This window comes from Pirellulales bacterium (assembly GCA_033762255.1).
Classification (GTDB): domain Bacteria; phylum Planctomycetota; class Planctomycetia; order Pirellulales; family JALHPA01; genus JANRLT01.
In genome coordinates this window covers 42,466-68,893 of the sequence record JANRLT010000039.1, presented here as the reverse complement: position 1 = coordinate 68,893, position 26,428 = coordinate 42,466, and the positions used below count along the sequence as shown (strand labels likewise).

The following is a 26,428-nucleotide window of genomic DNA, read 5'->3' as shown; positions in this document are numbered from 1 at the left end:
CTACGCGTCGCGGCTAACCCTTCCCTGCATCACGCGCTTTTGTGTTTTACATCAAAGATTGGCAACGCCCGCACCCGGCCCAGGACCACGTTTTCGTCAATCACATACCTGGCACCTGTGTTTTCTGGCAGGTCATACATGATATCGAGCATGATCTCTTCCAGAATTGAGCGTAATCCCCGTGCCCCGGTATCTTTTTCCTTGGCCCGCTTGGCAATTGCAGCGAGAGCGCCTTCGGTAAACTGCAAATCCGAGTTCTCCAGCGAAAATAACTTTTGGTATTGCTTGACCAGCGCGTTCTTGGGCTGGGTCAGGACGCGGATGAGGGCCTCGGTATTGAGTGGCTGCAGGGCCGAGACCACCGGCAACCGGCCCACCAATTCGGGGATGAGGCCAAACTGCAAAATGTCGTCCGATTGCACTTGGGGGAGTAACTCCGCCAAGTCTTCTTCGCGCTTGACGCCACTCGACTGGCCAAAGCCGATGGTTTTGCTTCCCAGGCGTTTGGCGATGATCTTTTCGATGCCGACGAATGTCCCGCCGACAATGAACAGGATGTTGCTGGTGTCGATGGGGATGTATTGCTGTTCGGGATGCTTGCGTCCCCCCTGCGGCGGCACATTGGCCACGGTTCCTTCCAGCATTTTGAGGAGCGCTTGCTGCACCCCTTCGCCCGAGACATCGCGCGTGATACTGACGTTATGGCTGGTCTTGCCGATTTTGTCGATCTCGTCAATGTACAGTACGCCGCGCTGCGCCGACTCCACGTCAAAATCCGCCGCGTGTAAGAGCTTTAACAGCAGGTTTTCGACATCTTCCCCCACGTAGCCCGCTTCGGTCAGGGTGGTGGCGTCGCCGATGGCGAACGGCACGTTCAAAATTTTGGCCAGGGTGCGGGCGAGTAGGGTTTTACCCGATCCGGTCGGGCCGATCAGCATGATGTTGGATTTATCGACTTCGACATCGCTGCTCCCCTCGGCCAGCAGATTCAGCCGTTTGTAATGGCTATGCACCGCGACGGAGAGGATTTTCTTGGCGTGTTCCTGGCCGACGACGTATTCGTCCAGTTGCGTTTTGATCTCGCGCGGGGTGGGAACGCGCTGAAAGAGTTGCTTGCCGGTGCCCCGGCGGCGGCGCTCCTGGTCCAAAATTGATTGGCACAGCTCAATGCATTCGCCGCAGATGTACACATCCCCCGGACCCTCGACCAGGGGACCGACATCACGATAACTTTTGCGGCAAAAGGAACAGAATGCGTTTCGTTTGGTGGTTCCCGCGCCGCGTCTGCCTAAGTTCATGTCTCGACCAGTGGGCATGCCCGAATGTCCTTAATAAGTGGTTCCGCTCTCCGTCGCGCGTCTTTGGCACTGGCGAAGAATTGTTGTCGTTCGACGAGGTTTCAGGCTCGATAACGCCGCGCAACCAACGAGCGGCCACAGGAGGGGCTTCCTTGTCCACACACAGTTCGAGCTGCCAGATAAGTATGCTACCATGCCCGGGCGTCGGTGTCAGAGAGTCTTTCCAGATTGCCCATTTTTCCATTGCCGTTTTTCGCCGAAATTTCAGGGATTTCCCTGATCGGCGGAATTAAATTTTTGGCGAAATGGAAAAAAATGGCCATCGCACAGGAAAAAACTTTGCTGATCCGCCCCGGTTGGTGGCACAGCGATCCTTACGGATCACATCTATCCAGCGTTCGCGCACAGATGTTCACGACTAAAAAAATTTCCGATTTGCGAGATCGGATATTCATTTTATGCGTGTCAATCCGTGCTAGCTAGCTTCGGCATATTCCCTACCAAAAGACTAGCCTATTAGTCATGATGACCGCTCCAGCGAGTTCCAGGGGTGGGAAGGCTGGCGTGGTCAGGCTGATTTCTCAGGCGGGGGGAAGTTTGCGGGTTGGCCGCTCACGTTCCACCTGCTGGGAAAGCAGTGTTTTTATGTTTCGGAATTCCGCGTCGCTCAGGCCACCTTGGTCATGGATTTCACGAAAGTTTAATAGCACCTCGCCGGTGTCGATTGGCTTACGATCCTTGTAACCCCGCAACTTCCCCGCAATGTAAAAGCCGACCATGATCAGGCCCAGCGTCGCCGTGACCAAAATCACCAATTGTCCGGCGGGGGAAGTTAAAATCTGCCACATGGGCGTGGTGGGGAGTTTGGGAGGTTGGAGGAGTGGAGTTTGGAGGAGTGGAGATAATTGGCGAGCGGCGGACGTTAGTCCGCTGGTAAAACAGACGGTTTGTGCCTTTTCGAGGGTTTTGATGGTTAGCCGTGACGCGCAGCGGGGTTGAAGGTCATTAAATTTTTGCGTGCAAAAGTGGCTTGAACCTGGTGGGCCAAGGGCCCGACCATGACAGCCTACGGCAAGCGCAGTGTCGCCCTAGGTCAATCAGATATAAAAATGGAAGTGCCAATGGCTCGATTAATTAATGCCGCTTGCAAAAATTAACCATTAATCCCTGATTAAAGGTTAAGCCAGACTGGGTTTTTTAACACTATCACCATTATGCAAAAGGAGAGCCGAATCGTCCAGAAAAGTCGTATTACTGAAAATCAAAATTTGATTACCGCCTCTTAGGTCAGGTCTCGGCGAAAAACCATGGCCAGTACCCTTGATGACTCGGATTCCGACGAACCGCGCGCGGAGTATGACTTTCGCCAGCTTGCCGGAGTGGAACGTGGAAAATATGCCCAATAATATGCCGCGCGCTTGCGGTTGATATAACTCGATGCCGATTTGGCCGGCCAGTTTCCGAACGATGCGGTAGTCAATCAAATTTGAGGATGTTTTTTATTCGAACACCCGCCCTCGGACGCTCTCAGGACAATAGCTATTGTCGCTGGCGCTATGAGTCATGTTTCCGCCTATAATAATTCCACGAAATACCCAAGAACCCTTGTCGGCGAACGAATAGTCTTTGTCGCCACCATGACAACACGGACCAGCACTCCCACCATAATCACAGAGCCTAACTATGGCGGATAAAGAACAACCAGCGGGTCAAAGCTACCCACTCACCGCATCGGGTAACACTCCAGCCAGCAATGTTACCACCGGCAATGGCATTGGCGTGGGTGTCGCCCTGGGAGTTGCCTTTGGGGCGGCTTACGGAGCATCCACGGGAAACATGCCTCAAGCCCTGGGCATCGGCCTGGCCTTGGGTGCCGCCATCGGGGCGATCTTTGACTTTTACCAACACGGAAAGTCGACGCCCAAAGCGGATGGGTCATAGTTTGTCTCGTATGTCGGAACATGATCCCACGCAGCCGGATTTTACACGGCCTTGCCACATAATATCCCTGTGGTTGTCACAGTTTTGCCATGTCTATCCCAGGCATGGTAAAATACTCCAAACCTGTAACTTCCTGGCAGCGAGCCGCGGGGCATGGTCTATTGCCCGACGGAGTGGAAATAAATGCGTCTGGTCTGTTCCCAATTTTCTTGGCTCGTTCTGGTTGTCTTCCTTTCCCGACCAGCCCTAGGCGATGCGCATCAACCGCTGCCGTATCGTCCGGCCCCGGTGGATAATCCGCTCAAGGGGCTGGTACCGTACCAAGCCGACGTGCGTGATAAATTTCCCCACACACTGGAGTTCAATTACCTCCCCTACGCCGCCCTGGTGCGGGGGTACGACAAATTCGACTGGCAACCGCTGGAACAGATGCTTGACGACATCGCGGGCCGCGGCCATCAGGCGGTGCTGCGCATTTATCTAGAATACCCTGACAAAACCGACGGCATTCCGCAATTTTTGATTCGGGATGGGCTAAAAGTTCACAAATACCAAATCACCAACACCCAGCCCTTCCCCCCGGCCTGGGTGGAAACGCCAGATTACGAGGACCAAAATCTGCGGCGTTCACTAAAAAACTTTTTGGCCGCCTTTGGCAAAAAGTACGACGGCGACCCGCGGATTGGGTTTATCACCGCGGGGTTGCTGGGGACCTGGGGCGAATGGCATACCTATCCCCGGGAGGAACTCTTTGCCAGTAAACAGGTTCAAGAGGAGGTCATGGACGCCTACGAAGCGGCATTCCGGGTCACACCGGTGTTGCTGCGCTATCCGGCGGGAGAAGGGGACCATCAAAAAGCGACCAACTCCGACCGCAAGTTTGGCTATCACGACGACTCCTTTGCCTGGGCCACCCTGGAGACCGGTAAAAAAGGGGATGAGTGGTTCTTCATGACCACCCTCAAGGCCGCTGGACCCGCCGCCCAAGCCAAATGGCGGACGCACCCTATCGGCGGGGAAATCCGTCCCGAAGCCTGGGGGCAAGTGTTTGATAAAAATCCGGGAAAGCCAGAGATTCAGGATTTTCGCAAATGCGTGAAAGAGACGCATGCCACGTGGTTGCTAGACAGCGGCATGTTCCGGGGAGAGCCACCGGCGGATCGTATATCGCGCGCTGAAGCCGAAGTGCGGCGAATGGGTTATGAATTTTATGCTCCGGCGGTGACCATTGGTGCCGTCCAAGGTGGGAAATTCGCGGTAACGCTGGAAATCGAAAACCGGGGCGTCGCCCCCTTTTATTATGATTGGCCGCCGGAATACGGCTTGATGGCAAACGGGAAAGTGGTTCAAACATTTATCGGCAGCGGCAAGTTGACGGGACTATTACCCGGTGATAGACCACGCGTGTGGAGCGACACGCTGGACGCTACGGGAATGTCCTCCGGGGAGTACGCGCTGGCGGTGCGGGTGCCAAATCCGCTAAAAACTGGTCAACCAATGCGCTTTGCCAACACCACCCAGGATGCCGATGCGCCAGGTTGGCTCTCGCTGGGTGTGGTGCAGATAAGGTAATCAAGTCTAGGCATGTCATGGTGAGACAGGTCCGACTATGGTTAAACTCGATTCCAGTACTTGCGGCCAACAGGTATCTAGACTACTAACCTTAAAATGCTTCGCAGTGTGCAAAGATTATCGTTGGTTAATTCATTTACGGGCCAAGGGTTTGATTCTTTCTGGGCCAAAGGCCCAACCTATCCCAGCCTAGGGCAAGCGCAGCGTCGCCCTAGGTCATGGGAAGAAAAAGAATGAAAGGACCAAAGGCCCGATCCATCCGCTTCGACCAACGAATTCATTCAACAGTCTCCTGGGTTTCGGGCTGAAGCCCGAACTACGACGAGTAAACTCCATTTGCGGGTGTTGCGTCGGTATACTTATGATTGCATTTTTGCCCGCTTAGAAGCTACCCCCCCGATAGCGAATAAATCAATGCGCTGTACGGCCCGATATTGATCCGCGCGCTCGCGGGTTGATGGTCGTACGATTGCGCGTCGCTCACCAGATTATCGCAGGCAAAATTGCTAAAATCCGGGCTGTACCCCTGCCAATCGCTGTTAAGCTCTAGCTCCCATGTTCCAGGCTGGGGCAAACCGATCCGATAATCCCGCTTTGGTTCGCTGGAAAAATTCATCACGACCAGCACGTCATCGGCCGGGCCGCCATGGTCCCAGCGGCGAAAGGCCAAGACATTTTCCGCGTCGTTGACGTGAAAGACATCCACATGGTTGGCGCATAGTCCGCGAGTGGTTCCGCCGCGATTCAAACGCAACCTGATCAAATCGCGGTACAGTCGCAAGATTCCTTGGTAAGTGTCGGTTAGGTCCCAATCCAACGGCACCGTGTCCTGAAACCAGCCCCCCTGCAAGAACTCTTGCCCTTGAAAAAGCATGGGGATGCCCGGCGTGGTAAAGACCAGCGCCGCCGCCAGGGTGGACTTTTTTTGGGCAAAATAGTTGTTCCCGTCCCGCTGATCAACATTGGTGGGAACACGCGCCTTGCCATTGGCCACTTCATCGTGTGATTCGCTGTAAATCACCCGCTGAAATCCATCGCCGTTATATTTAAAGTTGATCGCGTCGCGCACGGCCATGAGCGAGCAAGCCTCGTCGGAGGAAACCTCCACCGCCCGACGGATGGGATGCACAAAATTCGCGTCCCACTGCGCGGAAAATCCCGCTCCCCCCGCGTCCACGGGCTTGGTCAGCCATTCATTGTTTTGCAAATCCTCGGCAATGGTGATTCGTCCGGGATATTTGGTTCTGATGTCCTGGTTGATCCATTGGGTCAGGCTCCACCCTTCGGGCAAATCCGACCCATTGGCCGTGCGCATGTACAGCGTCATGTCAAAACGCAGGCCATCCACATGAAATTGATCCAACCAGTAAAAGGCGTTGTCGTGGATAAACTGGCGAACTTCTCCCCGGCCATAATCGGGCCGCGTGTCTCCCCAGGGGGTACTGCGTCGCCAGTCATTGTAAAAGTAAATGCCCCCTCCGTCGTTTTCCGTCCAGCCGTCAAACCGCCACAAATCCAGATCGCTGGGGCCAAAGTGATTGTAAACCACGTCCAATATCACGCCCAATCCCGCGTCATGCGCCGCGCGAATAAAGTTTTTAAAAGCCCGCGGCCCGCCGTAGGCCGATTCCGTGGCAAAGATATGGGCCGGATTATATCCCCAAGAGTAATCCCCGGCGAACTCCGCCGTGGGCATGATTTGAATGACATTGACGCCTAGCCGCTTTAGGTGCTCAAATTTGGCGATTGCCGCGTCAAAGTTGCCAGGTTGTTGCCGGTCGGGGTCGCCAAATGTGCCAATGTGAAGTTCATAAATCACAATTTCATTCCAGGGTGGAAGTTGAAAATTGTTTTCTCCCCAATCAAACTCCTCATCGACGATCACACCGTTGCCGATGGAGTTGGTAACTTCCTTGGCATAAGGGTCGATGCGCGATAGTCGTTCTTCCCCCCGATAAAATAAATATCGATACTCATCGCCGACTTTGGCGCCTGGCACATCCACATACCAAAAACCTTGATCGTTTTTGCGCAGTGCACAGGTTTCTTGCCACTGATTAAAGCTACCCACTACAAAAGCTTTTTCCGCGTGGGGAGCCCACACTCGAAATGCCACGCCGCCGGCATGGACGATGGCTCCCATCCCCGCCAATTCGGGACTGGAAAAAGAATCCTCTGGAACATCCTGGACGAGAAGCATTTTTCCGCTGGATTTAAGGGACGCGGTGGTAGAAGTGACACTCGATGAATACTTGAGCATGTGGCAGATATTTTGAAAAGGGTGTCATTTTGAAAAGGGTGAAGAGCATTTTTTCGTTCAAGCAAATACAATGCCAAACCGCCCGGCGATGCCAATCCTGTGGTGAATTTACGGTAGGCAACTAACGCGTCGCAGTTAGTGGTATATTTGCAATCAGTTTGGTGGTTAATGAGACAGGGGCGTCTTCTTGATAATTAACAATCTTCAGTATCATAGCTGAAAGATTTAAATTGGCTATAAACCATGATTTAGTAAATAATTACGTCGTCAGGAGATTAATGGGCCGCGAACTTGTGGCTTAATTAATGTTTCACGGCGCAGAAATTGCCCATGTACTAGAAGAGGGTAAAGCTTGTTGTAAACTCAATCCATATGAGGAGTTCAATCATGTTACACTGGACCATTGTTTTTCTGGTTATTGCCCTAATTGCGGGGGTATTTGGTTTTACCAGCATTTACGCCGCCGCCTCGGGCATTGCCCAGATTTTATTTTTCATTTTTATTGTGTTGTTCATTTTGAGCCTGTTGTTTGGCCAAGTGCCGCGGGGCACCCCGTAGCCTGGGAAGTTCAATAAAAATATAGAAATTAAATATACATTATTAGCGGTATATTTTTATACGCCCGACCCTGGCACTTATTAAAAGTGTGCAGGGTTTGTGGCGTTTGGGAGCAGTTATTATTCATTCGTGTGGCCCAACCCTGGGATGAGTTTTTGACAGGATTTTATGTTGAACTGGTTCAATGCGATCTGGGATACAACTGGATTTCCGCCGCGTTGGCATTGTGGCACAGTTTGGCACGAAGAACCTGGCTGGGGGTGGCTGCATATCATTTCCGATTTGCTCATCTGGGGGGCCTACACCGCCATCCCCATCGTATTATGGGTATTTATACGCAAACGCAGGGATTTACCTTTTCCCCGGATTTTTTGGCTATTTAGCGCATTTATTCTGGCGTGCGGAATGACGCATCTTTTGGATTCGCTAATGTTTTGGTGGCCAGCCTACCGATTGGGGGGCTTGTTAAAAATGGTCACCGCGGGAGTCTCCGTATTAACGGTGGTGGCATTAATACCCGTCATTCCAAAGGCCCTTATGTTGCGCAGCACCCAGGATTTGCAAAATTTGGTGGCGGAACGTACGCATGAGCTCTATCAAGTCAACCAAACCCTCCAATCCGAGATTCACGCGCATCGCCTGTCGCAGGCCGCCTTGGAATTGCACGAGGTGCAGTTGCGGTTAGCGCTCGATGCGGCCCAAATGGGCTATTGGGAATGGGATTTGGTGGAGGGGTATTGCACGTTTGACCAACGGTGCCGCGAATTATGGGGATTTGTCGATCAGCCCGGCAAAATCGACACTAACATGATTTTTGACCGGGTAATGGTTGAATTTCGCGATTGGGTGCGGCAACGGACCGAGGCGGCGCTGGAAAAGAATGGCCGTTATCAGGCGGAATTTCAAATAACTCATCCGACGCTAGGGGTGCGCTGGCTAGAGGGTTGCGGCAAAGTCATTTGGAGCGAGACCGGCCAGGCATTAAAGATGATCGGTCTCAACTGGGATATTACCGCCCGGCGAAAATTTGAGGAAAACTTGCGGCTGAGCAACCGCGCGCTGGAAGCCGCCACCAATGGCATCCTGGTCACCGACGCCAAAACACCCCACTGCGAAATTCTTTACGCAAATCGCGGTTTTGAATTATTAACTGGATATTCGCGGCAGGAAATCGTGGGGCGGAATTGCCGTTTTTTGCAAGGTCCCAAGACCGATCCCGCCATGATAAGGCTCATTACCGAGGCCCTGTCCAGGCAAACCGATGTCAATGTGGTGCTTTTAAACTATCGCAAGGACGGGACCGAATTTTGGAATGAAGTGCGTATTAGCCCCTTGCGGGATGAGCAAGGCAACGTGACGCACTACGTCGGAATTCAAAGTGACGTGACGGAGCGCAAAAGCATCGAGGATACCTTGCGCCTGGCGCAGGCCCAGGCCCAATCCGCCAACGAGGCTAAATCCGCGTTTTTGGCGAATATGAGTCATGAAATTCGGACCCCCCTGACCGCGGTTTTGGGCTGCGCGGATACGCTTTATCCCCGACTGACCGACGATGAACAGCGCGAAATGGTGCAAATGATTCGCAATCAAGGGCAACTCTTGCTGGGCATCTTAAACGATGTCTTGGATTTGTCCAAAATCGAGGCTGGCAAGTTGGAAGTTAATCGCGTACCTTGCTCCCTCTTGCAAACCATCGAGGACGTGCATTCGTTATTTGCGCCGCTGGCCCAGGAAAAAGGGATTGAATTGCACACCGATTATCCCGAATTCGTGCCGCGGCTGATTAACACGGATCCCTTGCGGGTGCGGCAAATACTGATCAATTTGGTGGGCAACGCGATTAAATTTACCGAACGGGGCCAGGTCATTATTCATGTCCGTCCGTACGATCCCTTGCGGCCGGGCTTTTTGCGCATTGATGTGAGCGACACGGGCGTGGGCATCGCCAGGGAAAAGCTGGCGGACATCTTTACGGCCTTTCATCAAGAGCACCGCCATTTATCGCAAAAATATGGCGGTACCGGTCTGGGCTTGACGATCTGCCAGCGATTGACCGAACTCTTGGAGGGGCGGATAGAGGTACAAAGCACGCTCAACCGGGGGACCCAGGTTGGTTTGGAGTTGCCGCTGACGGAGGAAGAAGCCGCTTCGACGATTAGCGTGCGGGAGCAATTGGCGGCCGATAACGAGCATATTCACGAAACGCTGCGGGTGACGATTCCCTTGCGCGTGTTGGTGGCGGAGGATACCCGCAGTGTGCAATATCTGGTGCGGCGCATGTTAGAAGATGTGCAGGCCCGGGTAACCGTGGTTAATACGGGGCAGGAAGCGATGGATTTAATGCTAAAGTCAGCCCCCGGCAAGGAACCATTTGATGTCATCCTGATGGATATGCAAATGCCCGTGTTAAATGGTTTTGATGCAACCGCGCGTCTCCGGTCGCTGGGATATAAATTGCCGATCATTGCCCTCACGGCCGCCGCCCTGCAGGGAGATCGCGAAAAATGCCTGGAGGCGGGGTGCAATGATTACTTACCCAAACCGCTGGAACGACATCAATTATTCCTGGTGTTGGCAAAATACGCCGATCAGATCTTGAATTATTAGTTCAACACTCAAGCGGGAGCGGCCGAATCACGCGCCTCCCGCTGATTTTCCCGCTCATTCGGAATCGACGCGGGAGAGTTGTCAGATTGTTCATCGCGCGGGTTGGCTTCACGACGCGGGCTAGCGGAAAGAGAAAGGTTGTCCGCGGCCGTGCGACATTGGCGGGCGGCGGACCAACTGGGGGCTTCGCGTTGCAACCATTGGACCGCGTCTTGAAATCGGGTAACGACCTGATCGGCTCCCCGGCTGGTAAATTTTTCCCGCACCCGTTCCACAAAGGCGTCCGTAGCCCAATAACCGACTAAGATTTTGCCTTGGGACGCGACTGCGCGCAGGCGTTTGCAAAGATATTGAATATGCATGGTAACTGCCGGGGGAACGGCGTTAATTATCGCCAGGTCGTAATCCCCGCGGTCGAATTGTTCGGCGGTCTCGCCGGTAGTTTGGTTTACTGGGATCACATCAACCGAGTGCCCCAACCGCAGTAAGAGCCGGGCTAGCAATTCCGAGGCCCATAAATCTCCTTGGTCGCGGGCGGGAATGCATAAAATCCGGGCGGGACATTTGGTCGGGACCACCTCCGTGGGCGTCGTTGCCAACGCATCTTCCAAGCTTTCTTGAAATAAAGTCTGAAAATCCGCTTGCAGGGTTTTTTGTTCGTCAGCGTCCATCACGTCTTGATGCCGATCCTGTTCGTACATTTTGATGGCGGGTAGCAAAACTTCATCGCAAAGGACTTCATAGCTCCGACAGCTCGCGCATTCAGTCAAGGTTTCAGCCGCTTGATCCGGGTCTCGCGCGAGCAATCTCTGATAGATCACGGCCGCGGGCGGCATCGGCTCATCATCACTCAATAACACCCTCAAACCACGAAATTGGGGAAAATGCCTCCCAATCACAATCATGCAGACGGTGATAGGGATGGCCATGATTAATCCGGGGGTTCCCCACAAACTTGTCCAAAATAACGCGGCCACCAAAATTCCCATGGCCGTTAATCCGGTGCTACTGCCATATAACCACGGTTCCAGGATGTTATTGGATATTAATTCAAGGGTTACAAATAAACCGCCAATGATCAGCGGTTGAATCCAGCCTTCAAAAACCGCCAAGGAAAGCATAATAGGGAACGCCATGGCAATCAGGGGACCCAGGTAGGGAATAAAGCGCAAAATCATTGCCAAAAACCCCCATAACAGCGCATTAGGCAGGCCCACCACCGCCAACCCCACCGCCACGGCCGCTCCATACAGGGTGTTAATGAGCAGTTGCATTCGCAAATATCTTCCCACTTTCTGCGCGGCTTCGTCCAGCATTTGGGTGGTGCCATACAGCCGTTGATTCCCCAGCAAGATCACCAACCGATTACGCAAATCGTCCCGGTCGATGAGCATGAAAATAGTAAACAGGCTAACTAATCCGATAAGCGCCACCGGTTCCCACAAAGGACCGGAAATCGTACGAAAATAGGCCCAAAGGCCATTTTCGCGGCTCATCAGCTGGACGGGGACGGGGCGTGCCGGGGTAGCCAGCGGCGATTTTTGGGTGTTTGCATCCGTGGTATTTGTGGATAGCTGAGAAGGATCCTGGCCCGTATTTTTCGTCCCTGATCCAGGATTTTTATCCTCCACGTTTGAGTCTTGCGGAGCAGCGACTTCCTCTTGGATTTGTTCCACAAACCCCAAGGTGCGCTTGACCCAAGAACCGGAAGAGCCTTGAATCGCCTGTATTTTGGTGACAATATTTTGCCGATAACTGGGGAGATTTTCGGCCAGGGAGACCGCTTGGCCAACCACAATCATGGAAACCACAGCCGTGCCAGCGGCTACGATACCACAGGCCAAAATTGTCGCGGGGATGCGTGACATGCCCCAGCGTTCCAGGCGGGAAACCGCTCCACTCAGTAGAAATGTCAATAAAATGGCCAGGGTGAGCGGTAAAAACACATCCTGGCCGAGATAGAGCGCCGCGATTAAAAGAAATGCAGTAATCACATAACTGGTGCGCAGCAGTGCCCGGTCCACTTTTCCTAATCTGGCCATTGGACTATTTTGCTTCTTTTAAGAGGCGGGGAAAAATTATGCCATTAGATTAATTCGACATCGCATTGCTTTTGAAATTTGCAGACTTCATGCTCAGCTTCATCCTGACTCAAACCATAATATCGTCGGAGTAATGCGATGAGCTGGTCGCGTTTGCCTTGAATGATGCTTAGGTCGTCCTCTGTGATCCGTCCCCAAAACTCCACCACTCTACCCTTTAATTCGGTCCAATTGGCCTGAATCGTATCCCATTTCATGGTACTTTCCTTTCGGAAGGATAGTCTAACTGCAAATTCCTTCTACAGTTAGTAAAGGCAAATAACATGCCATTGCCAATCCAGCTCATTTCCGTAGTCCCATTTAACCCCGTGGGAGATTGTGCTTAGCTCAACCACGAGTTTTACATAAAAGTTGCTGTCAAGTCTGATATACAAGCTACCAAACTGATCAAATTTCAACCAAAAGCCTTGAAACAAGGCTAAAACATTCCCTTAGAAACTCAAGGCAAAAGTAGTCATTCTTGCCGTTTGCTTAAACAAAAACACCCAGTTTCACTAGACCGAAAATCAAACAACTGACAATACATCCATTGTTCTGGAATAGAGCAGAGCAACGCAACTTCATTTAAGCGCCAAACCACTTCTGGCATGCAACTTGCTTTTGGTTAAAGTACCGCCGTTGCAGTTTTGTAGCGCAACAATCATGGGCGGTTGATAACACCGTTTTTTTGCGAGGATTAATCCATGTTACGTTGTTTGAATTTAACGGCGATCGGCTTATGCGTGTTCGGTCTGGCGGGATGCGCGAAAGACCCCCAGTCGGAAAAGCAAGATGTGCGTCAAGCCGAAGTGGACGCCAAGAAGAAAATGCTTGACAAACAAAATGAGCTGCAAAATGCCAAGGAAGATGCCACGACGGATGTACGGCAAGCGCAGCAAAATGCCAATGAAAAAATCGTTGACAAGCAACAAGAATTGCAAGAAGCACAACGCGCCGAAGCCGAAAAAATCCAAAAAGAAAAGGCCGAAGCGGCCAACGCCGTCCCCAATCAAAATCCGTAAGTCATCACCTGGCATTTCCCGGGTCCTCACCCCTTAATCATGGAGCACGATCGATGAAAAAGTTAAACACCTTTGACGACTTGTTTTTACACGAACTGAAGGACATTTATAGTGCCGAAAAGCAACTGTTAAAAGCCCTGCCCAAAATGGCCAAGGCGGCGGACAATGAAAAATTGCGCGAAGCCTTTGCCCACCATTTGGAGGAAACACAAGGCCAAGTGGAACGTTTGGACCAAATTGCTAGCGAATTGGAATTAAGGTTGTCGGGGCACACTTGCGTGGGAATGCAAGGATTGTTGGAAGAGGGGGCGGAACTGATGAAAATGGATGTTGAACCGGATTTGCTGGATGCCGCCCTGATTTCCGCCGCCCAACGGGTGGAACACTATGAAATCGCCGCGTACGGCGTGGCCCGCACTTTTGCCACTTTGTTGGGTCATGAAAATGTGGCCAGTTTATTGGATGAAAGCCTGCAGGAAGAGGGAGCCACGGATAAGCTGCTCACCGAATTGGCGGAGTCGATTATCAATGTCGAGGCCTTGACCGAGGAAGCGGAAGGTTAATCGAAACCCCGCGTAGCAACCGGAGATTTGTTTACTTTTAGGTGGACCATGGGAAAGAAATTTTTGTTTGCCATGCTGTGGGTGATCGGAATTCCACTTCCTTTGCTGTTACTCATTTATTGGTTGACGAGTTAGGCATGGGTGAGCGTGGTGTCGGTGCTAAAGTCGCAAGTCGGACGAATTAGCCCCTGAGTGCTCGCCCACGTTTTGGACATGAAGGCAGTGGACTACAGCTTTTCGGAGTAGTCAATACTCAATGTTGACACAGCACGAGTCACCAGGGCGGAAAAGTAAATTTATTTTATAAGATGGCCGGGGTTAAACGCGGGTTTGACCTCGGCCATTTATTTTTGACGAAATGTCGAATGTTAGAAGAGGAATTCCCCGGACGGCCAAAACAGTTCTTTGTGTAGCCTGGGGTTAACTCAGTGGCCAGTTGGAATGTTGATCGACCTGTAATCGGTCAATCAATCGATATTCTGGCAATTGTCGGCTACAAAAGCGATAAAGAAGTTGCTTTATGTAGAAGGTGGGTAGCCGACCGGCCAAAGTCAATTCCTGCCGCTGGCTATCCACCTGGACGTACAACGCGCGTGCTAAAACCGGAAAAACGATTGATAGCTGGCGGATGAACTCCGCCTGTAATCGCAGTTCCCGCTCTTCGCTCCCTAGTAACCCCGCAGATTGCTTGATCCCCCCCGAAAAGGGAACATCATGTATTTCCTTAACCATGGTGTATTTGATGATCCTAAAGTAGAAATTTTTGAAATAATTTATTAATAGAGCAAAATTAATGCCAAAAATATGCAATTCCTCCGACAAAAGACATTTTGCCCAGTTGTGCTAGCGGATTACTGGTTAATAAAGATGCCCAGTAAAAAATCATCGTGGGCGATCCGGCTCCAGGGAATAATATATTGGACAATAAAATTATGCATTATTCCGCAATTTATGCCCTAACGCCCAAACAAATCAAGAAATTAGTTACGCATATATTGGTGTAATTGTAATGGTATGACATTTGCGACCTCTATTATTAAACTACGGAAAAGCTGCCTGAGTGGGTGAGTTTTGCCACGGGCCACTTATGTCAACTGACTTACAAACTACCTGGGCAATGCCTTCGATCCCCCCCTATTTGGAAGGCGCTACGCCGCCCGCCCAGCCTGTTGATGTGCTTGTGGTAGAGGATACCCCGGCCACGCAAAAGTATTTGTTTCAAATATTGAGCGGCGCGGGGTATCGCGTGCGGATAGCTTCCAACGGAATTAGGGCTATTCGCGAAGTAAAGGAGCAGGTGCCCCATGTGATCATTATCGATCTGCAAATGCCATTGTTGGATGGCTTGCAGACGACATCCATCCTGCGTGTTTTAGAAGGTGATAAGCACGTGCCGATTATCGCCACGACCGCGCGGCGGCAAAAATACGATTATGAACGGTTTGTGGCGGTGGGGGCGGATGCCTTTATTGAAAAACCTTTTGCGGTACAATCTCTTTTGGAATTGATCGGGAACATTTTGAAAGCGTCCCCTACCCCATCCCCAGCCCATTCGGCAGAAGGTTTACACGAGGATGCAGCTATGACCACGCCCCAGCTACCTATTATCAATATTCCCGCGAGCTTGGACCGTTTGGGTGGGGACCAGCAGTTGCTGGGTAATTTAATCACGTTCTTTTACGAGGATTTTCCAGGATTGCTGGACGAAATGCGAGGCGCGGTGCGACGTCATGATTGGGTACGCGCGCATCGCGCGGCCCACAGTCTTAAGGGGCTGGTGGCAAATTTTGGGGCGGAACGCTGCCAGTCGGTTTTGCAAGAAATGGAACTTCAGTCACAAATCGCCTCGCCCGATCCTGAATTCTTGACTAAGATTTTAAATGATGTGGAACAGGAAGTTTCGCATTTGGCGGCGGCCCTGGTGGAGCATCACCCCCAAGAGGGGGAATTGGGGAGAAAAGTTTAATTTTCTTCCAATGTGTTTTCGCTTTCGAGATCATCAATTTTCACGTGCTTATCTATTTGAATACTGGCGGACTTAATTTTATTGCGTAGGCTCCCGCGGGTAATGCCTAAAATTCTAGCCGTATGCGACAAATTGCCCTGTGTCTGTTCCAAGACGCGGGTTAGCAAAAAACGCTCCATCGCCAGCAGTGCTTTTTCGTAAACATTTTCTTGGTTTTGAATTAAGAGGTGGGCGATTTCCGAGCCTAATTGATCCACGTTTGCGGCCGGTTTTTCCTCGGTGGCGTGTTGCGCGTGGAAGACCGGTGAGCCGGCGGGCTTAAATGGGTTTATGCCAGAGGTGGTCGACGGTTCGGGGTTTTTTACCGGACGGGTTAAGCTGGAGGGCAAAAATTCGGGCAATAGCACTGGCCCAATCGTGCTGAGCAACGCTTGGCGCACCACATTTTGCAATTCGCGGATATTACCCGGCCAGGAATAGTTTTGGAGCAGATCGCGGACCTCTTGAGAGAATCCGCTGACGTCTTTATTGAGCGTGGATGAATAAATTCGTAAAAAATGCTCCAATAATAGCGGGACATCGGCTGGACGTTCGCGTAACGGGGGAAGGTGAATGGTAAATCCGCTCAGGCGATAATACAAATCAGCCCGGAATTCGCGGGCCTCCACCATTTGCTCAAGATCGCGATTTGTGGCCGTGATAATTCGCACATCGGTGGTGATGGTATGATTGCCGCCAATCCGCTCAAATTGCTGTTGTTGCAGCACGCGCAGCATTTTAGCCTGGAGCAGCAGCGACATATCGCCAATTTCGTCTAAAAATAGCGTACCGCCGTGGCATTGTTCAAATTTGCCAATCCGGCGCTGATCCGCCCCCGTAAATGAGCCTTTTTCATGGCCAAATAATTCGCTTTCCAAAAGGGCGTCGGGGATAGCCGCGCAATTTACGGCTAAAAAAGGACCGTCCGACCGGTTGCTATGCTGATAAATCGCCCGGGCCACCAATTCCTTGCCCGTGCCGCTTTCGCCGCGGATGAGCACCGTGACATTTTGCTGCGCGACCCTGCCAATGGCTTTATAAACGGATTGCATCACCGCGCTGCGGCCGACAATCCGATCCGCACTTTCGGGGAGTCCGCTCCCCCCCGGAAGAGCTACCGGCACGTGCATGAGGCGGCGAATTTCCAACGCCTGTTGAACCAACGGGAGCAATAATTTCACATCCAGCGGCTTCATGACAAAGTCATACGCTCCCAGGCTCATCGCTTGGATGGCGATCTCGCTGCTCTCCATGGAGGTCATAAAAATGACCGGCAGCTTTGAATCCAGGGCGTGAAATTTGTGATAGGCTTCCAGCCCCGACAAATCCGGCAAAATAATGTCTAATAATATGACATCCGGCTGTTCCTTGCGTAAAAGCCGCAATCCGGTCTCGGCATTATCAGCTTCCAGCAATTCACAATTCAACCCCAGCAAAGCTTGCTTTGCCAAATACCTGACGGTGCGGTCATCATCAATGACGAGAATCTTGGGCATGGAAAATGGGGGCTATAAGTGCGGAAAAGCGCATAGCCGCTAGGGGGGAGTAAAAAGATATTACGGTACGTCTTGTAAAATATTCAGACAATCCTCAATAATTCATGATCGCAGTATACCAAATTAGTTGGAGGTAATAAAACCCCTTGTGCGTTAAACACGGGGCAAATTGGACGTCAGTGGCGAATTTATAGTAATTTTTTTTACACCAATGCCTTTCCGTGGAACTTATATCGGCACTCGTTCGCTAAACGCCGCTATTTTGGTAGCGGTCATGATGCTTGTTTTTATCGTAAGCTTTACGTGGATGAATTATCAAAGTATTGTAAAGTTATCCACCATGCAGGAGCGGCATGCCCATTCCATTGGCGTATCCCGCCAACTGATCAAATTATTATCCACCGTCCAAGACGCCGAGACGGGCCATCGGGGATATCAAATCACGGGAAACGAGACATACCTGGCCCCTTACTTACAGGCGATTCGAGAAAAAGACGATCATATAAATCATTTGCGCCGAATCGGCGCGGCTGATGTCGAATTTCTGGAGACGCTTCAGCAGGTCGCCATTCATGTAAATCAAAAGTTCGTCGAGATGGCCCACTCGATCGAAATCTACGAACAGCATGGCAAAGCCGCCGCCCATAACTATATTTCCAACAATCGGGGTAAAGCGGAAATGGATGCCATCCGATTGCTGTTGGCGAAGCTGGAAACCCGCGAAAAACAACGCCAACATGCGTTGGAAGGGGAGATAGCCCTTAGTAAGGCGTGGGCCTGGCGGCTGTATGTGGCGGCTGTGGTCATTGGCGTGGGGTTGGTTTTTTTAGGATTTTATTATTTATACCGCGACAATCAGATCCGGAATAAATTCGCCCAATATCTCCAACAGCAGGATCAAGCTAAGAATAATTTTTTAGCTATGTTGGGGCATGAATTGCGCAATCCCCTGGCTACGATTCGGAATTCCATCGATGTTTTGGAATTGCAGGAAGAACTCCCCCCCGAATTAATGGAGCTAAAGCACATCATGGAGCGACAAACCGATGTCATCATACGTTTGGCGGATGACTTGTTGGACGCTTCGCGCATTTCGCATAACAAATTGCAAGTTACAAAAGCACCGTTGGATTTGAAGGCGCTGTTGGAGCGGGCGGTTTCGGATACTAACAAAGCAGATCGAGAGTATGGCGTTAATTTAGTATGTGATATGCCGGCGGAAGATGTTTGGGTGGAAGCCGACAGCGCGCGGCTGCTCCAAGTGTTTGGCAATCTGTTGCATAACGCGATAAAATTTTCCCGCCGGGGCCAGGAGGTAACCATTGCTTTGACTTGTTCGCAAGCGGATTCCGCCTTGATTGAAATCCGGGATCAAGGAGAGGGCATGGACGAGGCCACCCTGCGGCTAATTTTTGACCCGTTTGCCCAAGGCCCGGGAGGCACGGTTTATAAACGGGGGGGATTGGGGCTGGGATTGGCATTGGCCCGGGGATTGATCGATTTGCACGGGGGAAAAATAGCCGCCTCCAGTCCCGGCATGGGGCTAGGCTCTAAATTTCAAATTTGGTTGCCGCGAATCGAAAAACCCGCGCGCTTGCCTGCCGTTGCCGCCGACCGCCGCCAGTCCCAACGCCAATGCACCGTAGTTATCATCGATGATCGCCGGGACGCCGCTTTTCCGTTGCGGCGAATGCTGGAACTCATGGGCCATACCGTGTACGTGGCCCAGAGTGGACAGGCGGGAATTGATTTGTGTCAGGAAAAGCGTCCCGATCTGGTGCTTTGCGATATTGGCCTGCCGGAGGGGATGTCTGGATATGATGTGGCCCGTTTCTTAGGCAAGTCTCCTGAAACCAGCGATATTTATTTGGTGGCGATTACTGGATACGGCCAGGATGGAGCGCGTCAACAGGCACTAGAAGCGGGGTTTCATCAGTATGTGACCAAGCCTATTTCGCTACAGGGCTTGCAAACGATTGTGGGGGCCATTCCCTGCGGCACTAATAACCTGTTGTCTGGCACCACCAATTAATGATTAACCATTAGTGACTACGGAGATTTTTGTTCTTGTTGAGTGCTATCTTGCACACCCCCCAAGATCGTCCGGCCATAACGGACATGCACAAATTCCGTCCACAAGGAATCAACCTTGGCGGGTGGATGTTGGGTGTTGGCAACCGCAGTGTTAAGCAATACTTGGGGAGCCAGGTCTAAAATCCAGCGGTTTTTCTTGCTATCAAACAAGAATGCGGACAAGGGAATGGGATAAAATTCATGTTTGGCTAATTCCTTCGTGGGGTTGGCGGGTAAAAACACCGCATAAGCCACGGTTAGACGATCCGCCGCCAGGGCAAAATCGCTGATTTTTCCCAATTCCACACCATTCTTATCGAGCACCGCGATCGGCTCGATCTTTGCTAGTAATATCAGATTGCCCGGTGAGTTTGGTCGAGATTCGATCTCGGTCTGGGGGGGTGGTAATTTATCGATATAAAATTCCGCGCGTGCCAACTCATTCTGTTCAGTATTAAAGGCCAGGGACTTGCCGGGTATGGCCAGAATTTCCCGCGGTTTCTTGGCGGGAGGGGGGGGTTGCAAAAAGACCGACTGCACTTCCCCTTTGCCAATATCAATCGCAACGTCTTCGATTGCGCCGACCGTGTCTCCAGCAACGGTTTTGACTCTTTTGCCAATCCAATCCTTGGCAAATGAAACCGGACATACCCGCGGTTCATTCAACTCTCCCACTGGTTCCGGAGGGGAAGTGGATGGCTCCGCGACCGCCGTTAAATGACTCATCCATAAAAAAAGCACGACCGGACCCAGGTAACAGCGCGACATGATAGAGCCTTTCTGCGCAATGCGCATCAATAATGGCCACCCCTACGTCTAATTTATATTTTTGCAAATTTTATACCGCATTTCTTTCCAGGTTCATCAAGTGTTCATCATTTAGATCAGATCACAGCGCCAAAGGTCACTGCGGGGAGTCCGCCTCCGAACCAGGGAACTTGATTTCAAAAGGGGTAACTGCGGGAAAATGGAATTAATGACGAGCGGATTAACCCGTAAGAGGTCGCGGGCGTGGAATAAAATTAGAGATAGAACGACATGCCACCGAAAACGATGTTGCCCTTAATCGGTTTTCTCCGCGTGGCGCAAAAGCCGCCTAAGAGGTTGATAAAACACCTGGCGCGCGCGCTGCGGCTGATTGCCACAAAACCAGACTGGTGTATCGGTAATCAGAGACTGGGGAAAATTATCAGTGAAACCGCTAATATCATAATTTGCCGCCCGGCTTTTACCTTTGGCACGACCTTTGCAAATTTATTTTTTTCAATACCGTGCAATCCCGCACGCCTGAACAACTCACTTGTTACTTTTAAATGGATGGGAGAGAGTCATGATTAACTCAGAAATGATTCAAGGCAAATGGAATGAAATTCGGGGTAAAGTCAAGGAGCGTTGGGGCAAGCTGACGGATGACGATTTGCAAATTTACGGTGGGAATGTGGATCAAGTGGTTGGCAAAATTCAACAGCGTACCGGCGTGGCCCGCGATGAGATTGAGCAATTCCTTGATAAATCGGCCAGGGGAATGGGTAAATCCGCCGAAGGGAGCCAGGAGGGCATGATGGGGAGTGTCGCGGAGACGGTGCAAAAAGGTTATGAGCAAACCGCCGAAACGCTGAAAAATGGATATCAGGCTGCAGCCGAAACCCTGGAGGAAGGGCAACATCAGGTGGAAGAATTTGTCCAACACCGCCCCACCCAATCCTTGTTAATTGCTTTTGGCGTGGGGATGGCAGCGGGTGCGGGCGTGGCGCTTTTGGTGTCGCAGCGAATGAACACTTGCACCCCTTACCGGGCTTATGACAACATGAGCCGTCAATTGATGGACTCGCTCGCCTCCATCCTGCCGGAAAATTTAGCGCGACATGTGCGTAATTAATTTTTTCCCCTTGAAATTTCCGCGTGTGGGAAACAGGCTCTGGGCGTTAAAGCAAAATTAGATATTAGCTTTGTTTTGACACCAGAGCCTGTCGCTATTTTAATGTCATCTTTCATAAACTATGTGAGTCATCATGAAGGATCCCGCGCAAAACGCCGATCACTTGCGAGAACAAATGCGACTTGTGAGGCAAGACCTGGGATCCCATAGCCGCACCACCAGCCAGGAAATTCAGCAATTGCAAAGAGAAGTCAAGCAAGCGTTGGATTGGCGGGAATATATACGACATTCCCCCTGGATCTGGGGGGGCGTGGCCCTGGCAATCGGATATTGGTTAATTCCGGCCAAGTCCGCCGTTAAAAGCGAGCGTGACTTGCTGCAACGGTTGGCAAGAAAGCTGGAGCAAATGGAAAGTAGTTCCAGGCACCCGGCAAAATCAAGCCTTTGGCAATCCCTCATGTCACGGGCCATGGAACTGGCGGCCCAATATGGCACGGGCATCTTGATGCGGCAGGGAATGGACTTTGCTAATAAGCACTTTTCCCAGCGGGGAGACGAAAAGAGCGAACAACCATCGCGCCCTGCGGTCCAGGACAATCATGCTTCCGAACCATTTGTGAGAAAACACCATGCCTAATACCTACACCACTGCCGCGGGCCAGTTAAGGTACAGCCGCGATGGAACCAAAGTCCAGCCGGAGCCCCCCATGCTGCGGCGCGAGCAAGCATTTCCATGGCTTTTAGCCGCGTTGAACGCCGGTTTATTACTAGGAATTTTTATGAAACGCATGGTGCGATAACTTTACTAAATAATTCCCCTGGGAGCTTTGATCATGGACACTGTCCCCGTAAGGCAACAAATTGGCCATACTTTACAAAAGTCCGGTGAATTGTGGAAATTGCAAATTCGGCATTTCATTGCTGAATTTGCCGCCGCTAAAAGCGGCTTGGCCCTTGGCGCGGGATTGATGGTGGTCGCTGTGGTCCTCATGCTATTAGTTTTGTTTTTGGCGGCGGCGTGCGGTGTCGTGGCCTTGCTTCAAGCCGACTTCTCGCTTTTGCAGTCTTTGGGCATCATTACCGTGACTGTATTAATCATGGGCGTGTTGGCCGGCCTTATGGCCTGGACCTTGATTCAGTCCGGAGTCAAACGGTTTGCGATGCCATTTCAAGAGTTAAAAATCAACCTCGAATGCATCCGAGATCAATTGATGCTAATTTCCGGGATCAACTCTCACGAGGCTACTTCCCCGCGGGAGAGTTGATCCAATTTTTTACCTGCTACTATTTTGCACCTCATTTTAGGAGTCTTTACCCATGGTTGCCCAAGCAGTCAAGGCGGAAAAAAACAATCACAACAAGGAACTGAGCGCTGATCAGATGATCGATCAGGGCAAAAAGATGACCGAGGATTTGCTGCAATATATGCATGATTACGCCAAGGAAAATCCCGGTACCGCCGCCTTGTGGTGCCTGGGTGTGGGATTTATTTTAGGCTGGAAGTTAAAGCCATGGTAAAGCGGACTTATCTCGTTCAAGGTTAAAAATACCAAATCGTCATCCGCGTCGACTTGTGTTAAAAAATCACTTCCCACATAAAACAAACCCGCCACGTAGGCAGGGGGTTATAACAGCCCCAAGCTGACGTGGCGGGTTTTTTGCCCTAATGAACAGGCGGATTACTCTTTGCGCTGAAAGATCAAGCCGGGATCATTGGCGGGAGCTCCCGCCAGGTTAAATCGCCATTTGTCACCACCCAGGGCTGTCACTTTACCCGCCATGGAGCCTTGTTCGGCGGTTTGTAGCACTAGGCCGTCGCGGCTGGAAGAGAGGTCCCCTTCGAGTTTGACGGGGGCTTCGCCTTTGGGCGTGGCCATCCAAGAAAATTTTGAATCCTGCGTGACCGTCAATTCGATTGCCGTGTCACCAGCCTCGGCCCGCCATGTACCGACGAGATTAGTTTCGGGAGCATTGGGGTCCGCGGGCGGATCCTCCGCCACGGGGGCCGGAGCGGCGGGCGGCACCAGGGCGTTGAGCATTCGCCGCGCTGTGGTGTCCTTTGGCTGTAATTCCACGACCGCTTTGAGCGTGTTGATAGCGGCGTCCTTGGAGCCTAGCACCAAATAATGATACGCCAACACAAACGCGGCCGCGGCATCCTTGGGATTGGACTTGAGGTGGGACTCGAGCGCGCGAAGTTGTTTGGTATAGTCATCAACATTTCCATACAGGCCGCTCATTGTGGTCCAATCCATTCCCGGAGCGGAAGATAACAGAGAATTGAGCGCTGCCGCCGCGGAATTGAAGTCACCCAGGGCAAAGAGCGCCAAAGCCCGTACTTCGTGCACCACCGGGTCGTTGGGAAGTTTCTTTAACGCGGCGTCAAACTGCGTCAGCGCGCCGGCGTAATCCGCCGCGCGAAATTTAGCAAGACCATCGTTAAAGAACGCCACCGCTTGCTCGTTAGCACTATCCTCCGTGGGGGGAGGGGCGGCCGATCCGTCGCTATCAGCGGCGGGCTGGATATTATTAACCACGACCGGTTGGGAATAATCATAAGGCACAACCACCGTCTGGGGAACGGAGACGATATAGGGATTGTAATAGCTGGTGCTATAACCCCAACCGCTCGTCCATGCGCCCAGACCCCAGCCCGTGGCTACCCACGGCAGCGGTCGGTACCAACTGCTATTCCAGTAACCGTGCCAGCAGCCGTTATACCAGCCGTGCCACCGATCATTAACGCAGTTGTTGTACCAATTGTCATGCCAGTTACCGCCACCACCCCACCCCCAACCGGGGTTATTCCAACCTGGACGATCCCAATTAGGCCGGTTGGCAATGTTGATATTGTTCCAGTTGTTATTGATGTTCCAATTATTGTTGATGTTATCGCCAATATTGATATTGGGACGATCCGGGCGGTTCCAATCAGGACGATTCCAATTGCCTCCCGGACGATTTCCACCAATGATGGGCAGCTCGGGGCGGGCAATGGGCACTTCAGGCCGGTTGGGCAGCCCCGGGCGGTTTGGCAGGTTTGGCAGGTTTGGTCGATTTGGGAGATTTGTGCCCAGATCAGGCAGATTCGGGCGGTTAGGCAGCCCCGGCTTTGTGCCAGGTCGGTTTAAGCCTAGATCAGGCAAATTTGGTCGATTTGGCCTGTTTGGTAGCTCCGGCAATGTGGTGGGCAAATCCGGGCGATTCCCCACGCCGGGGCGATTGATATTCCCCAGGCTAGGCCGATCAATATTTGGCCGATTGACCCCGGGCCGGTTATTCCCTGGCAAGCTGGGTAGCGTGGTCGCACCCCCACCAGGCCGCGTGGGACCGACAAGATTGGGTGGCCGGACCGAAGGACGGTTGACATTTGGCAACTCTGGCCGATTTGGTAGTGTTGGTCGGGTATTGGGCAGGTTCGGCCGCGTATTAGGCAGATTTGGCCGGGCGATATTGGGGTTGTTGATGTTAGGTAAATTAGGGCGGTTTGCCCCGGGATTATTGATGTTCGGCAGATTCGGCCGGGTCGTGGGACGATTGGGAATACCCCCCAGCGAAGGCCGATCGAGCGACGGGCGGTTGATCCCGGGATTGCTGATGTTTGGCCGATTAATGTTTGGAGTACTGGGACGATTGACATTCCCCATCGAGGGCCGATTGACGTTTGGCGCGGGACGCGAAATATTTGGCCGCGCCATTCCACCGCCACCTGCGCCACCCATATTTGGCCGCGACATCCCTCCGCCACCCATGTTAGGCCGGGCCATACCCCCCCCACCCATGCTAGGGCGGGCCATTCCTCCTCCGCCACCCATTCTAGCGCCACCCCCGCCACCGATCGATGGACGAGCCTGCGCTGTCAAACCCCCGCTTGCCACCATGCCGCAGCAGAGCGCCACGGAAGTGGCCCACATCCCAAAATAACGAAGTTTCATGATATGCTTCTCCACAGGAATTATGTTCAATATCGCAAGAATAAGCAGGAGGGTTACTTGCCCGATTGGGGTTGGGGAGCTTGTTTGACAATAGCAAATTCAAAATCGGGCTGGCGTTCGTTGCCGGCCAGGCGATCCGTCCCCCGTATTACAAAACGGGTTGGTTCTAGCGGGACAAATTCCAGGGTTGCGGACCCTGTTTGACCATCCGGCAGGGTGGCTGTCGATTTAACAACCCATTCCTCGCCGACTTGGGTCCAGTGACCTTCGCCAAAGCCGCCGTCCGAATCAAACAGCCACGAGCGGATCTTGCCCGCCACGGGATCCCAACCGATTCGATGCGTGCTATTCATCACCGCCACGCCATCCCGCTGCACGTCATATTCACCGAGTAAAAAATTGCCGTCCGCCGACCAGCGATAATTGATTTTGACTCGAGCATCGGAACCTTCGTTGACCCAATCGCCCACCAGCCAGGCTAATGGCTGCAAATAATCATGGGGCGTGGGAATGTCATCGCTAAAATCACGCAAGGAAACCAATTGCCAGCCCTGGGGAGTTTTATACCGCACCGCGATAAAACGAAGTTGGGTGCTGGTGGAATCGTCTTTGCTGGTGATCGTGCGGACCCCCTCTTCGATTGCCACGGGACCCACAAAACGGAGTGATTCCAGGTTGACGCTTAGTTTTGAGCCGGGATACTTTGCAAAAAACGAGGTGAGTAGGGCTTTGATTTCCGCCGCTCCTTGATAGACCGTGCCGTTCTCGTCAATATATTCCCCTTCAGGAATAAAACCGCTGATCAGCGCATCCACATTTCCGGCATTGAATGCGGCTTCGGTTTGGGCCATGCCTTTGCGGACTTCTTCCACCACGGCGGCATCCAGATTTGCTAAAAAGTCCGTGGCTGGGGCGGCGGCAGTGGCGGCGGCGGACTTGGCCGCGTCAGCAACTTCTGTGGCTGCCTTGGCTGCTTTGCCTGCCACACCCTTGGCGGCGGGAGCGTTTCTTTGGGCCTGCAACGTATTTGCCGCACCGATTCCCGCCACAACCAGGCCGACTAGCACCAGTAAACCCAACACTCGCACTTGCATGGCACGCTCCCTTTTTTGAAATGGGTGTTATAAATGTCCCTGAG

The 26,428-nt window shown here is 52.1% G+C and carries 24 protein-coding genes and 1 pseudogene; 15 read left to right on the top strand and 10 right to left on the bottom strand.

What is annotated here, in order from left to right:
- Positions 1-29: 29 nt before the first annotated feature.
- Positions 30-1,316, bottom strand: a complete 1,287-nt coding sequence (gene clpX, locus SFX18_11110) for an ATP-dependent Clp protease ATP-binding subunit ClpX (protein ID MDX1963694.1) — start codon at positions 1,314-1,316, stop codon at positions 30-32.
- A gap of 225 nt (positions 1,317-1,541) precedes the next feature.
- Between clpX and SFX18_11105 the strand changes: the two genes are divergently transcribed.
- Positions 1,542-1,781: a hypothetical protein gene (locus SFX18_11105; protein ID MDX1963693.1), complete on the top strand. Its 240-nt coding sequence runs from the start codon at positions 1,542-1,544 to the stop codon at positions 1,779-1,781.
- Between the two features lie 98 nt (positions 1,782-1,879).
- On the opposite strand, the gene SFX18_11100 is transcribed toward SFX18_11105, so the two are convergent.
- Positions 1,880-2,146 carry a hypothetical protein gene (locus tag SFX18_11100; protein ID MDX1963692.1) on the bottom strand — a complete coding sequence of 89 codons (267 nt, stop codon included), beginning with the start codon at positions 2,144-2,146 and terminating at the stop codon, positions 1,880-1,882.
- Between the two features lie 835 nt (positions 2,147-2,981).
- Here SFX18_11100 and SFX18_11095 point away from each other — a divergent pair.
- Both SFX18_11095 and SFX18_11090 read left to right on the top strand, forming a co-directional pair.
- The gene (locus SFX18_11095) at positions 2,982-3,239 is read left to right on the top strand and encodes a hypothetical protein (protein MDX1963691.1); all 258 of its coding nucleotides are present in this window, start codon (positions 2,982-2,984) and stop codon (positions 3,237-3,239) included.
- Positions 3,240-3,422: 183 nt separating this feature from the next.
- The gene (locus SFX18_11090) at positions 3,423-4,811 is read left to right on the top strand and encodes a hypothetical protein (GenBank protein ID MDX1963690.1); all 1,389 of its coding nucleotides are present in this window, start codon (positions 3,423-3,425) and stop codon (positions 4,809-4,811) included.
- A 388-nt stretch (positions 4,812-5,199) separates the two neighbouring features.
- Here SFX18_11090 and SFX18_11085 read toward each other — a convergent pair whose 3' ends face one another.
- Positions 5,200-7,071: an alpha-amylase family glycosyl hydrolase gene (locus SFX18_11085; GenBank protein ID MDX1963689.1), complete on the bottom strand. Its 1,872-nt coding sequence runs from the start codon at positions 7,069-7,071 to the stop codon at positions 5,200-5,202.
- 387 nt (positions 7,072-7,458) lie between these two features.
- Here SFX18_11085 and SFX18_11080 point away from each other — a divergent pair, with 387 nt between their 5' ends.
- Both SFX18_11080 and SFX18_11075 read left to right on the top strand, forming a co-directional pair.
- On the top strand, positions 7,459-7,629 hold the full coding sequence (locus tag SFX18_11080; GenBank protein ID MDX1963688.1) for a DUF1328 domain-containing protein: 171 nt from the start codon (positions 7,459-7,461) through the stop codon (positions 7,627-7,629).
- A 429-nt stretch (positions 7,630-8,058) separates the two neighbouring features.
- Positions 8,059-10,236, top strand: a complete 2,178-nt coding sequence (locus tag SFX18_11075; protein ID MDX1963687.1) for an ATP-binding protein — start codon at positions 8,059-8,061, stop codon at positions 10,234-10,236.
- An 8-nt stretch (positions 10,237-10,244) separates the two neighbouring features.
- Here SFX18_11075 and SFX18_11070 read toward each other — a convergent pair whose 3' ends face one another.
- Together SFX18_11070 and SFX18_11065 are read right to left on the bottom strand one after the other, a co-directional pair.
- Entirely contained in the window at positions 10,245-12,278 is a 2,034-nt protein-coding gene (locus SFX18_11070) for an AI-2E family transporter (protein MDX1963686.1), read from the bottom strand.
- 44 nt (positions 12,279-12,322) lie between these two features.
- A complete protein-coding gene (locus SFX18_11065) occupies positions 12,323-12,535 on the bottom strand; it encodes a CsbD family protein (protein ID MDX1963685.1) in 213 nt (70 codons plus the stop codon).
- Positions 12,536-13,021: 486 nt separating this feature from the next.
- Between SFX18_11065 and SFX18_11060 the strand changes: the two genes are divergently transcribed.
- Complete coding sequence (locus SFX18_11060) at positions 13,022-13,339, top strand: hypothetical protein (protein ID MDX1963684.1); 318 nt, start codon at positions 13,022-13,024, stop codon at positions 13,337-13,339.
- Positions 13,340-13,392: 53 nt separating this feature from the next.
- Positions 13,393-13,902, top strand: a complete 510-nt coding sequence (locus SFX18_11055; protein MDX1963683.1) for a ferritin-like domain-containing protein — start codon at positions 13,393-13,395, stop codon at positions 13,900-13,902.
- Between the two features lie 420 nt (positions 13,903-14,322).
- Here the strand turns inward: SFX18_11055 and SFX18_11050 are convergent, their stop codons facing one another.
- Positions 14,323-14,634, bottom strand: coding sequence for a hypothetical protein (locus tag SFX18_11050; protein MDX1963682.1), 312 nt, complete (start codon positions 14,632-14,634; stop codon positions 14,323-14,325).
- A gap of 355 nt (positions 14,635-14,989) precedes the next feature.
- Between SFX18_11050 and SFX18_11045 the strand changes: the two genes are divergently transcribed.
- Entirely contained in the window at positions 14,990-15,868 is an 879-nt protein-coding gene (locus tag SFX18_11045) for a response regulator (GenBank protein MDX1963681.1), read from the top strand.
- On the opposite strand, the gene SFX18_11040 is transcribed toward SFX18_11045, so the two are convergent.
- Complete coding sequence (locus SFX18_11040; GenBank protein MDX1963680.1) at positions 15,865-17,403, bottom strand: sigma-54 dependent transcriptional regulator; 1,539 nt, start codon at positions 17,401-17,403, stop codon at positions 15,865-15,867. The two genes, SFX18_11045 and SFX18_11040, sit on opposite strands and share 4 nt — an antisense overlap.
- Positions 17,404-17,614: 211 nt before the next feature.
- Here SFX18_11040 and SFX18_11035 point away from each other — a divergent pair, with 211 nt between their 5' ends.
- The gene (locus SFX18_11035) at positions 17,615-19,435 is read left to right on the top strand and encodes a CHASE3 domain-containing protein (protein MDX1963679.1); all 1,821 of its coding nucleotides are present in this window, start codon (positions 17,615-17,617) and stop codon (positions 19,433-19,435) included.
- 17 nt (positions 19,436-19,452) lie between these two features.
- On the opposite strand, the gene SFX18_11030 is transcribed toward SFX18_11035, so the two are convergent.
- Positions 19,453-20,244, bottom strand: a complete 792-nt coding sequence (locus tag SFX18_11030; GenBank protein MDX1963678.1) for a PRC-barrel domain-containing protein — start codon at positions 20,242-20,244, stop codon at positions 19,453-19,455.
- 270 nt (positions 20,245-20,514) lie between these two features.
- Here SFX18_11030 and SFX18_11025 point away from each other — a divergent pair, with 270 nt between their 5' ends.
- The 6 genes and pseudogenes from SFX18_11025 to SFX18_11000 all read left to right on the top strand — a co-directional run bounded on the left by SFX18_11025 (position 20,515) and on the right by SFX18_11000 (position 22,873).
- On the top strand, positions 20,515-20,814 hold the full coding sequence (locus tag SFX18_11025; GenBank protein MDX1963677.1) for a hypothetical protein: 300 nt from the start codon (positions 20,515-20,517) through the stop codon (positions 20,812-20,814).
- Positions 20,810-20,974: pseudogene (locus SFX18_11020) on the top strand (CsbD family protein). The gene SFX18_11025 and the pseudogene SFX18_11020 overlap by 5 nt, the downstream one beginning before the upstream one ends.
- Positions 20,975-21,488: 514 nt before the next feature.
- Positions 21,489-21,992 carry a hypothetical protein gene (locus SFX18_11015; protein ID MDX1963676.1) on the top strand — a complete coding sequence of 168 codons (504 nt, stop codon included), beginning with the start codon at positions 21,489-21,491 and terminating at the stop codon, positions 21,990-21,992.
- Positions 21,985-22,155, top strand: a complete 171-nt coding sequence (locus SFX18_11010) for a hypothetical protein (protein MDX1963675.1) — start codon at positions 21,985-21,987, stop codon at positions 22,153-22,155. The genes SFX18_11015 and SFX18_11010 overlap by 8 nt, the downstream gene beginning before the upstream one ends.
- 33 nt (positions 22,156-22,188) lie before the next feature.
- Positions 22,189-22,620, top strand: a complete 432-nt coding sequence (locus SFX18_11005; protein MDX1963674.1) for a phage holin family protein — start codon at positions 22,189-22,191, stop codon at positions 22,618-22,620.
- Positions 22,621-22,672: 52 nt separating this feature from the next.
- Positions 22,673-22,873 carry a hypothetical protein gene (locus SFX18_11000; protein ID MDX1963673.1) on the top strand — a complete coding sequence of 67 codons (201 nt, stop codon included), beginning with the start codon at positions 22,673-22,675 and terminating at the stop codon, positions 22,871-22,873.
- A gap of 161 nt (positions 22,874-23,034) precedes the next feature.
- Here SFX18_11000 and SFX18_10995 read toward each other — a convergent pair whose 3' ends face one another.
- Together SFX18_10995 and SFX18_10990 are read right to left on the bottom strand one after the other, a co-directional pair.
- Positions 23,035-25,290 carry a tetratricopeptide repeat protein gene (locus SFX18_10995; protein MDX1963672.1) on the bottom strand — a complete coding sequence of 752 codons (2,256 nt, stop codon included), beginning with the start codon at positions 25,288-25,290 and terminating at the stop codon, positions 23,035-23,037.
- Positions 25,291-25,343: 53 nt separating this feature from the next.
- Positions 25,344-26,384, bottom strand: coding sequence for an SgcJ/EcaC family oxidoreductase (locus tag SFX18_10990; protein MDX1963671.1), 1,041 nt, complete (start codon positions 26,382-26,384; stop codon positions 25,344-25,346).
- Positions 26,385-26,428: the final 44 nt, after the last annotated feature.

Coding starts and splice junctions, on each gene's coding strand:
- SFX18_11015 (MDX1963676.1), top strand. CDS start 21,489: ATGAAGGATCCCGCGCAAAACGCCGATCACTTGCGAGAACAAATGCGA.
- SFX18_11065 (MDX1963685.1), bottom strand. CDS start 12,535: ATGAAATGGGATACGATTCAGGCCAATTGGACCGAATTAAAGGGTAGA.
- SFX18_11025 (MDX1963677.1), top strand. CDS start 20,515: ATGCCACCGAAAACGATGTTGCCCTTAATCGGTTTTCTCCGCGTGGCG.
- SFX18_11085 (MDX1963689.1), bottom strand. CDS start 7,071: ATGCTCAAGTATTCATCGAGTGTCACTTCTACCACCGCGTCCCTTAAA.
- SFX18_11000 (MDX1963673.1), top strand. CDS start 22,673: ATGGTTGCCCAAGCAGTCAAGGCGGAAAAAAACAATCACAACAAGGAA.
- SFX18_11060 (MDX1963684.1), top strand. CDS start 13,022: ATGTTACGTTGTTTGAATTTAACGGCGATCGGCTTATGCGTGTTCGGT.
- SFX18_11075 (MDX1963687.1), top strand. CDS start 8,059: ATGTTTTGGTGGCCAGCCTACCGATTGGGGGGCTTGTTAAAAATGGTC.
- SFX18_10990 (MDX1963671.1), bottom strand. CDS start 26,384: ATGCAAGTGCGAGTGTTGGGTTTACTGGTGCTAGTCGGCCTGGTTGTG.
- clpX (MDX1963694.1), bottom strand. CDS start 1,316: ATGCCCACTGGTCGAGACATGAACTTAGGCAGACGCGGCGCGGGAACC.
- SFX18_11050 (MDX1963682.1), bottom strand. CDS start 14,634: ATGGTTAAGGAAATACATGATGTTCCCTTTTCGGGGGGGATCAAGCAA.
- SFX18_11035 (MDX1963679.1), top strand. CDS start 17,615: ATGCCTTTCCGTGGAACTTATATCGGCACTCGTTCGCTAAACGCCGCT.
- SFX18_11070 (MDX1963686.1), bottom strand. CDS start 12,278: ATGGCCAGATTAGGAAAAGTGGACCGGGCACTGCTGCGCACCAGTTAT.
- SFX18_11080 (MDX1963688.1), top strand. CDS start 7,459: ATGTTACACTGGACCATTGTTTTTCTGGTTATTGCCCTAATTGCGGGG.
- SFX18_11045 (MDX1963681.1), top strand. CDS start 14,990: ATGTCAACTGACTTACAAACTACCTGGGCAATGCCTTCGATCCCCCCC.
- SFX18_11010 (MDX1963675.1), top strand. CDS start 21,985: ATGCCTAATACCTACACCACTGCCGCGGGCCAGTTAAGGTACAGCCGC.
- SFX18_11030 (MDX1963678.1), bottom strand. CDS start 20,244: ATGTCGCGCTGTTACCTGGGTCCGGTCGTGCTTTTTTTATGGATGAGT.
- SFX18_11100 (MDX1963692.1), bottom strand. CDS start 2,146: ATGTGGCAGATTTTAACTTCCCCCGCCGGACAATTGGTGATTTTGGTC.
- SFX18_11090 (MDX1963690.1), top strand. CDS start 3,423: ATGCGTCTGGTCTGTTCCCAATTTTCTTGGCTCGTTCTGGTTGTCTTC.
- SFX18_11040 (MDX1963680.1), bottom strand. CDS start 17,403: ATGCCCAAGATTCTCGTCATTGATGATGACCGCACCGTCAGGTATTTG.
- SFX18_11005 (MDX1963674.1), top strand. CDS start 22,189: ATGGACACTGTCCCCGTAAGGCAACAAATTGGCCATACTTTACAAAAG.
- SFX18_11095 (MDX1963691.1), top strand. CDS start 2,982: ATGGCGGATAAAGAACAACCAGCGGGTCAAAGCTACCCACTCACCGCA.
- SFX18_11055 (MDX1963683.1), top strand. CDS start 13,393: ATGAAAAAGTTAAACACCTTTGACGACTTGTTTTTACACGAACTGAAG.
- SFX18_10995 (MDX1963672.1), bottom strand. CDS start 25,290: ATGAAACTTCGTTATTTTGGGATGTGGGCCACTTCCGTGGCGCTCTGC.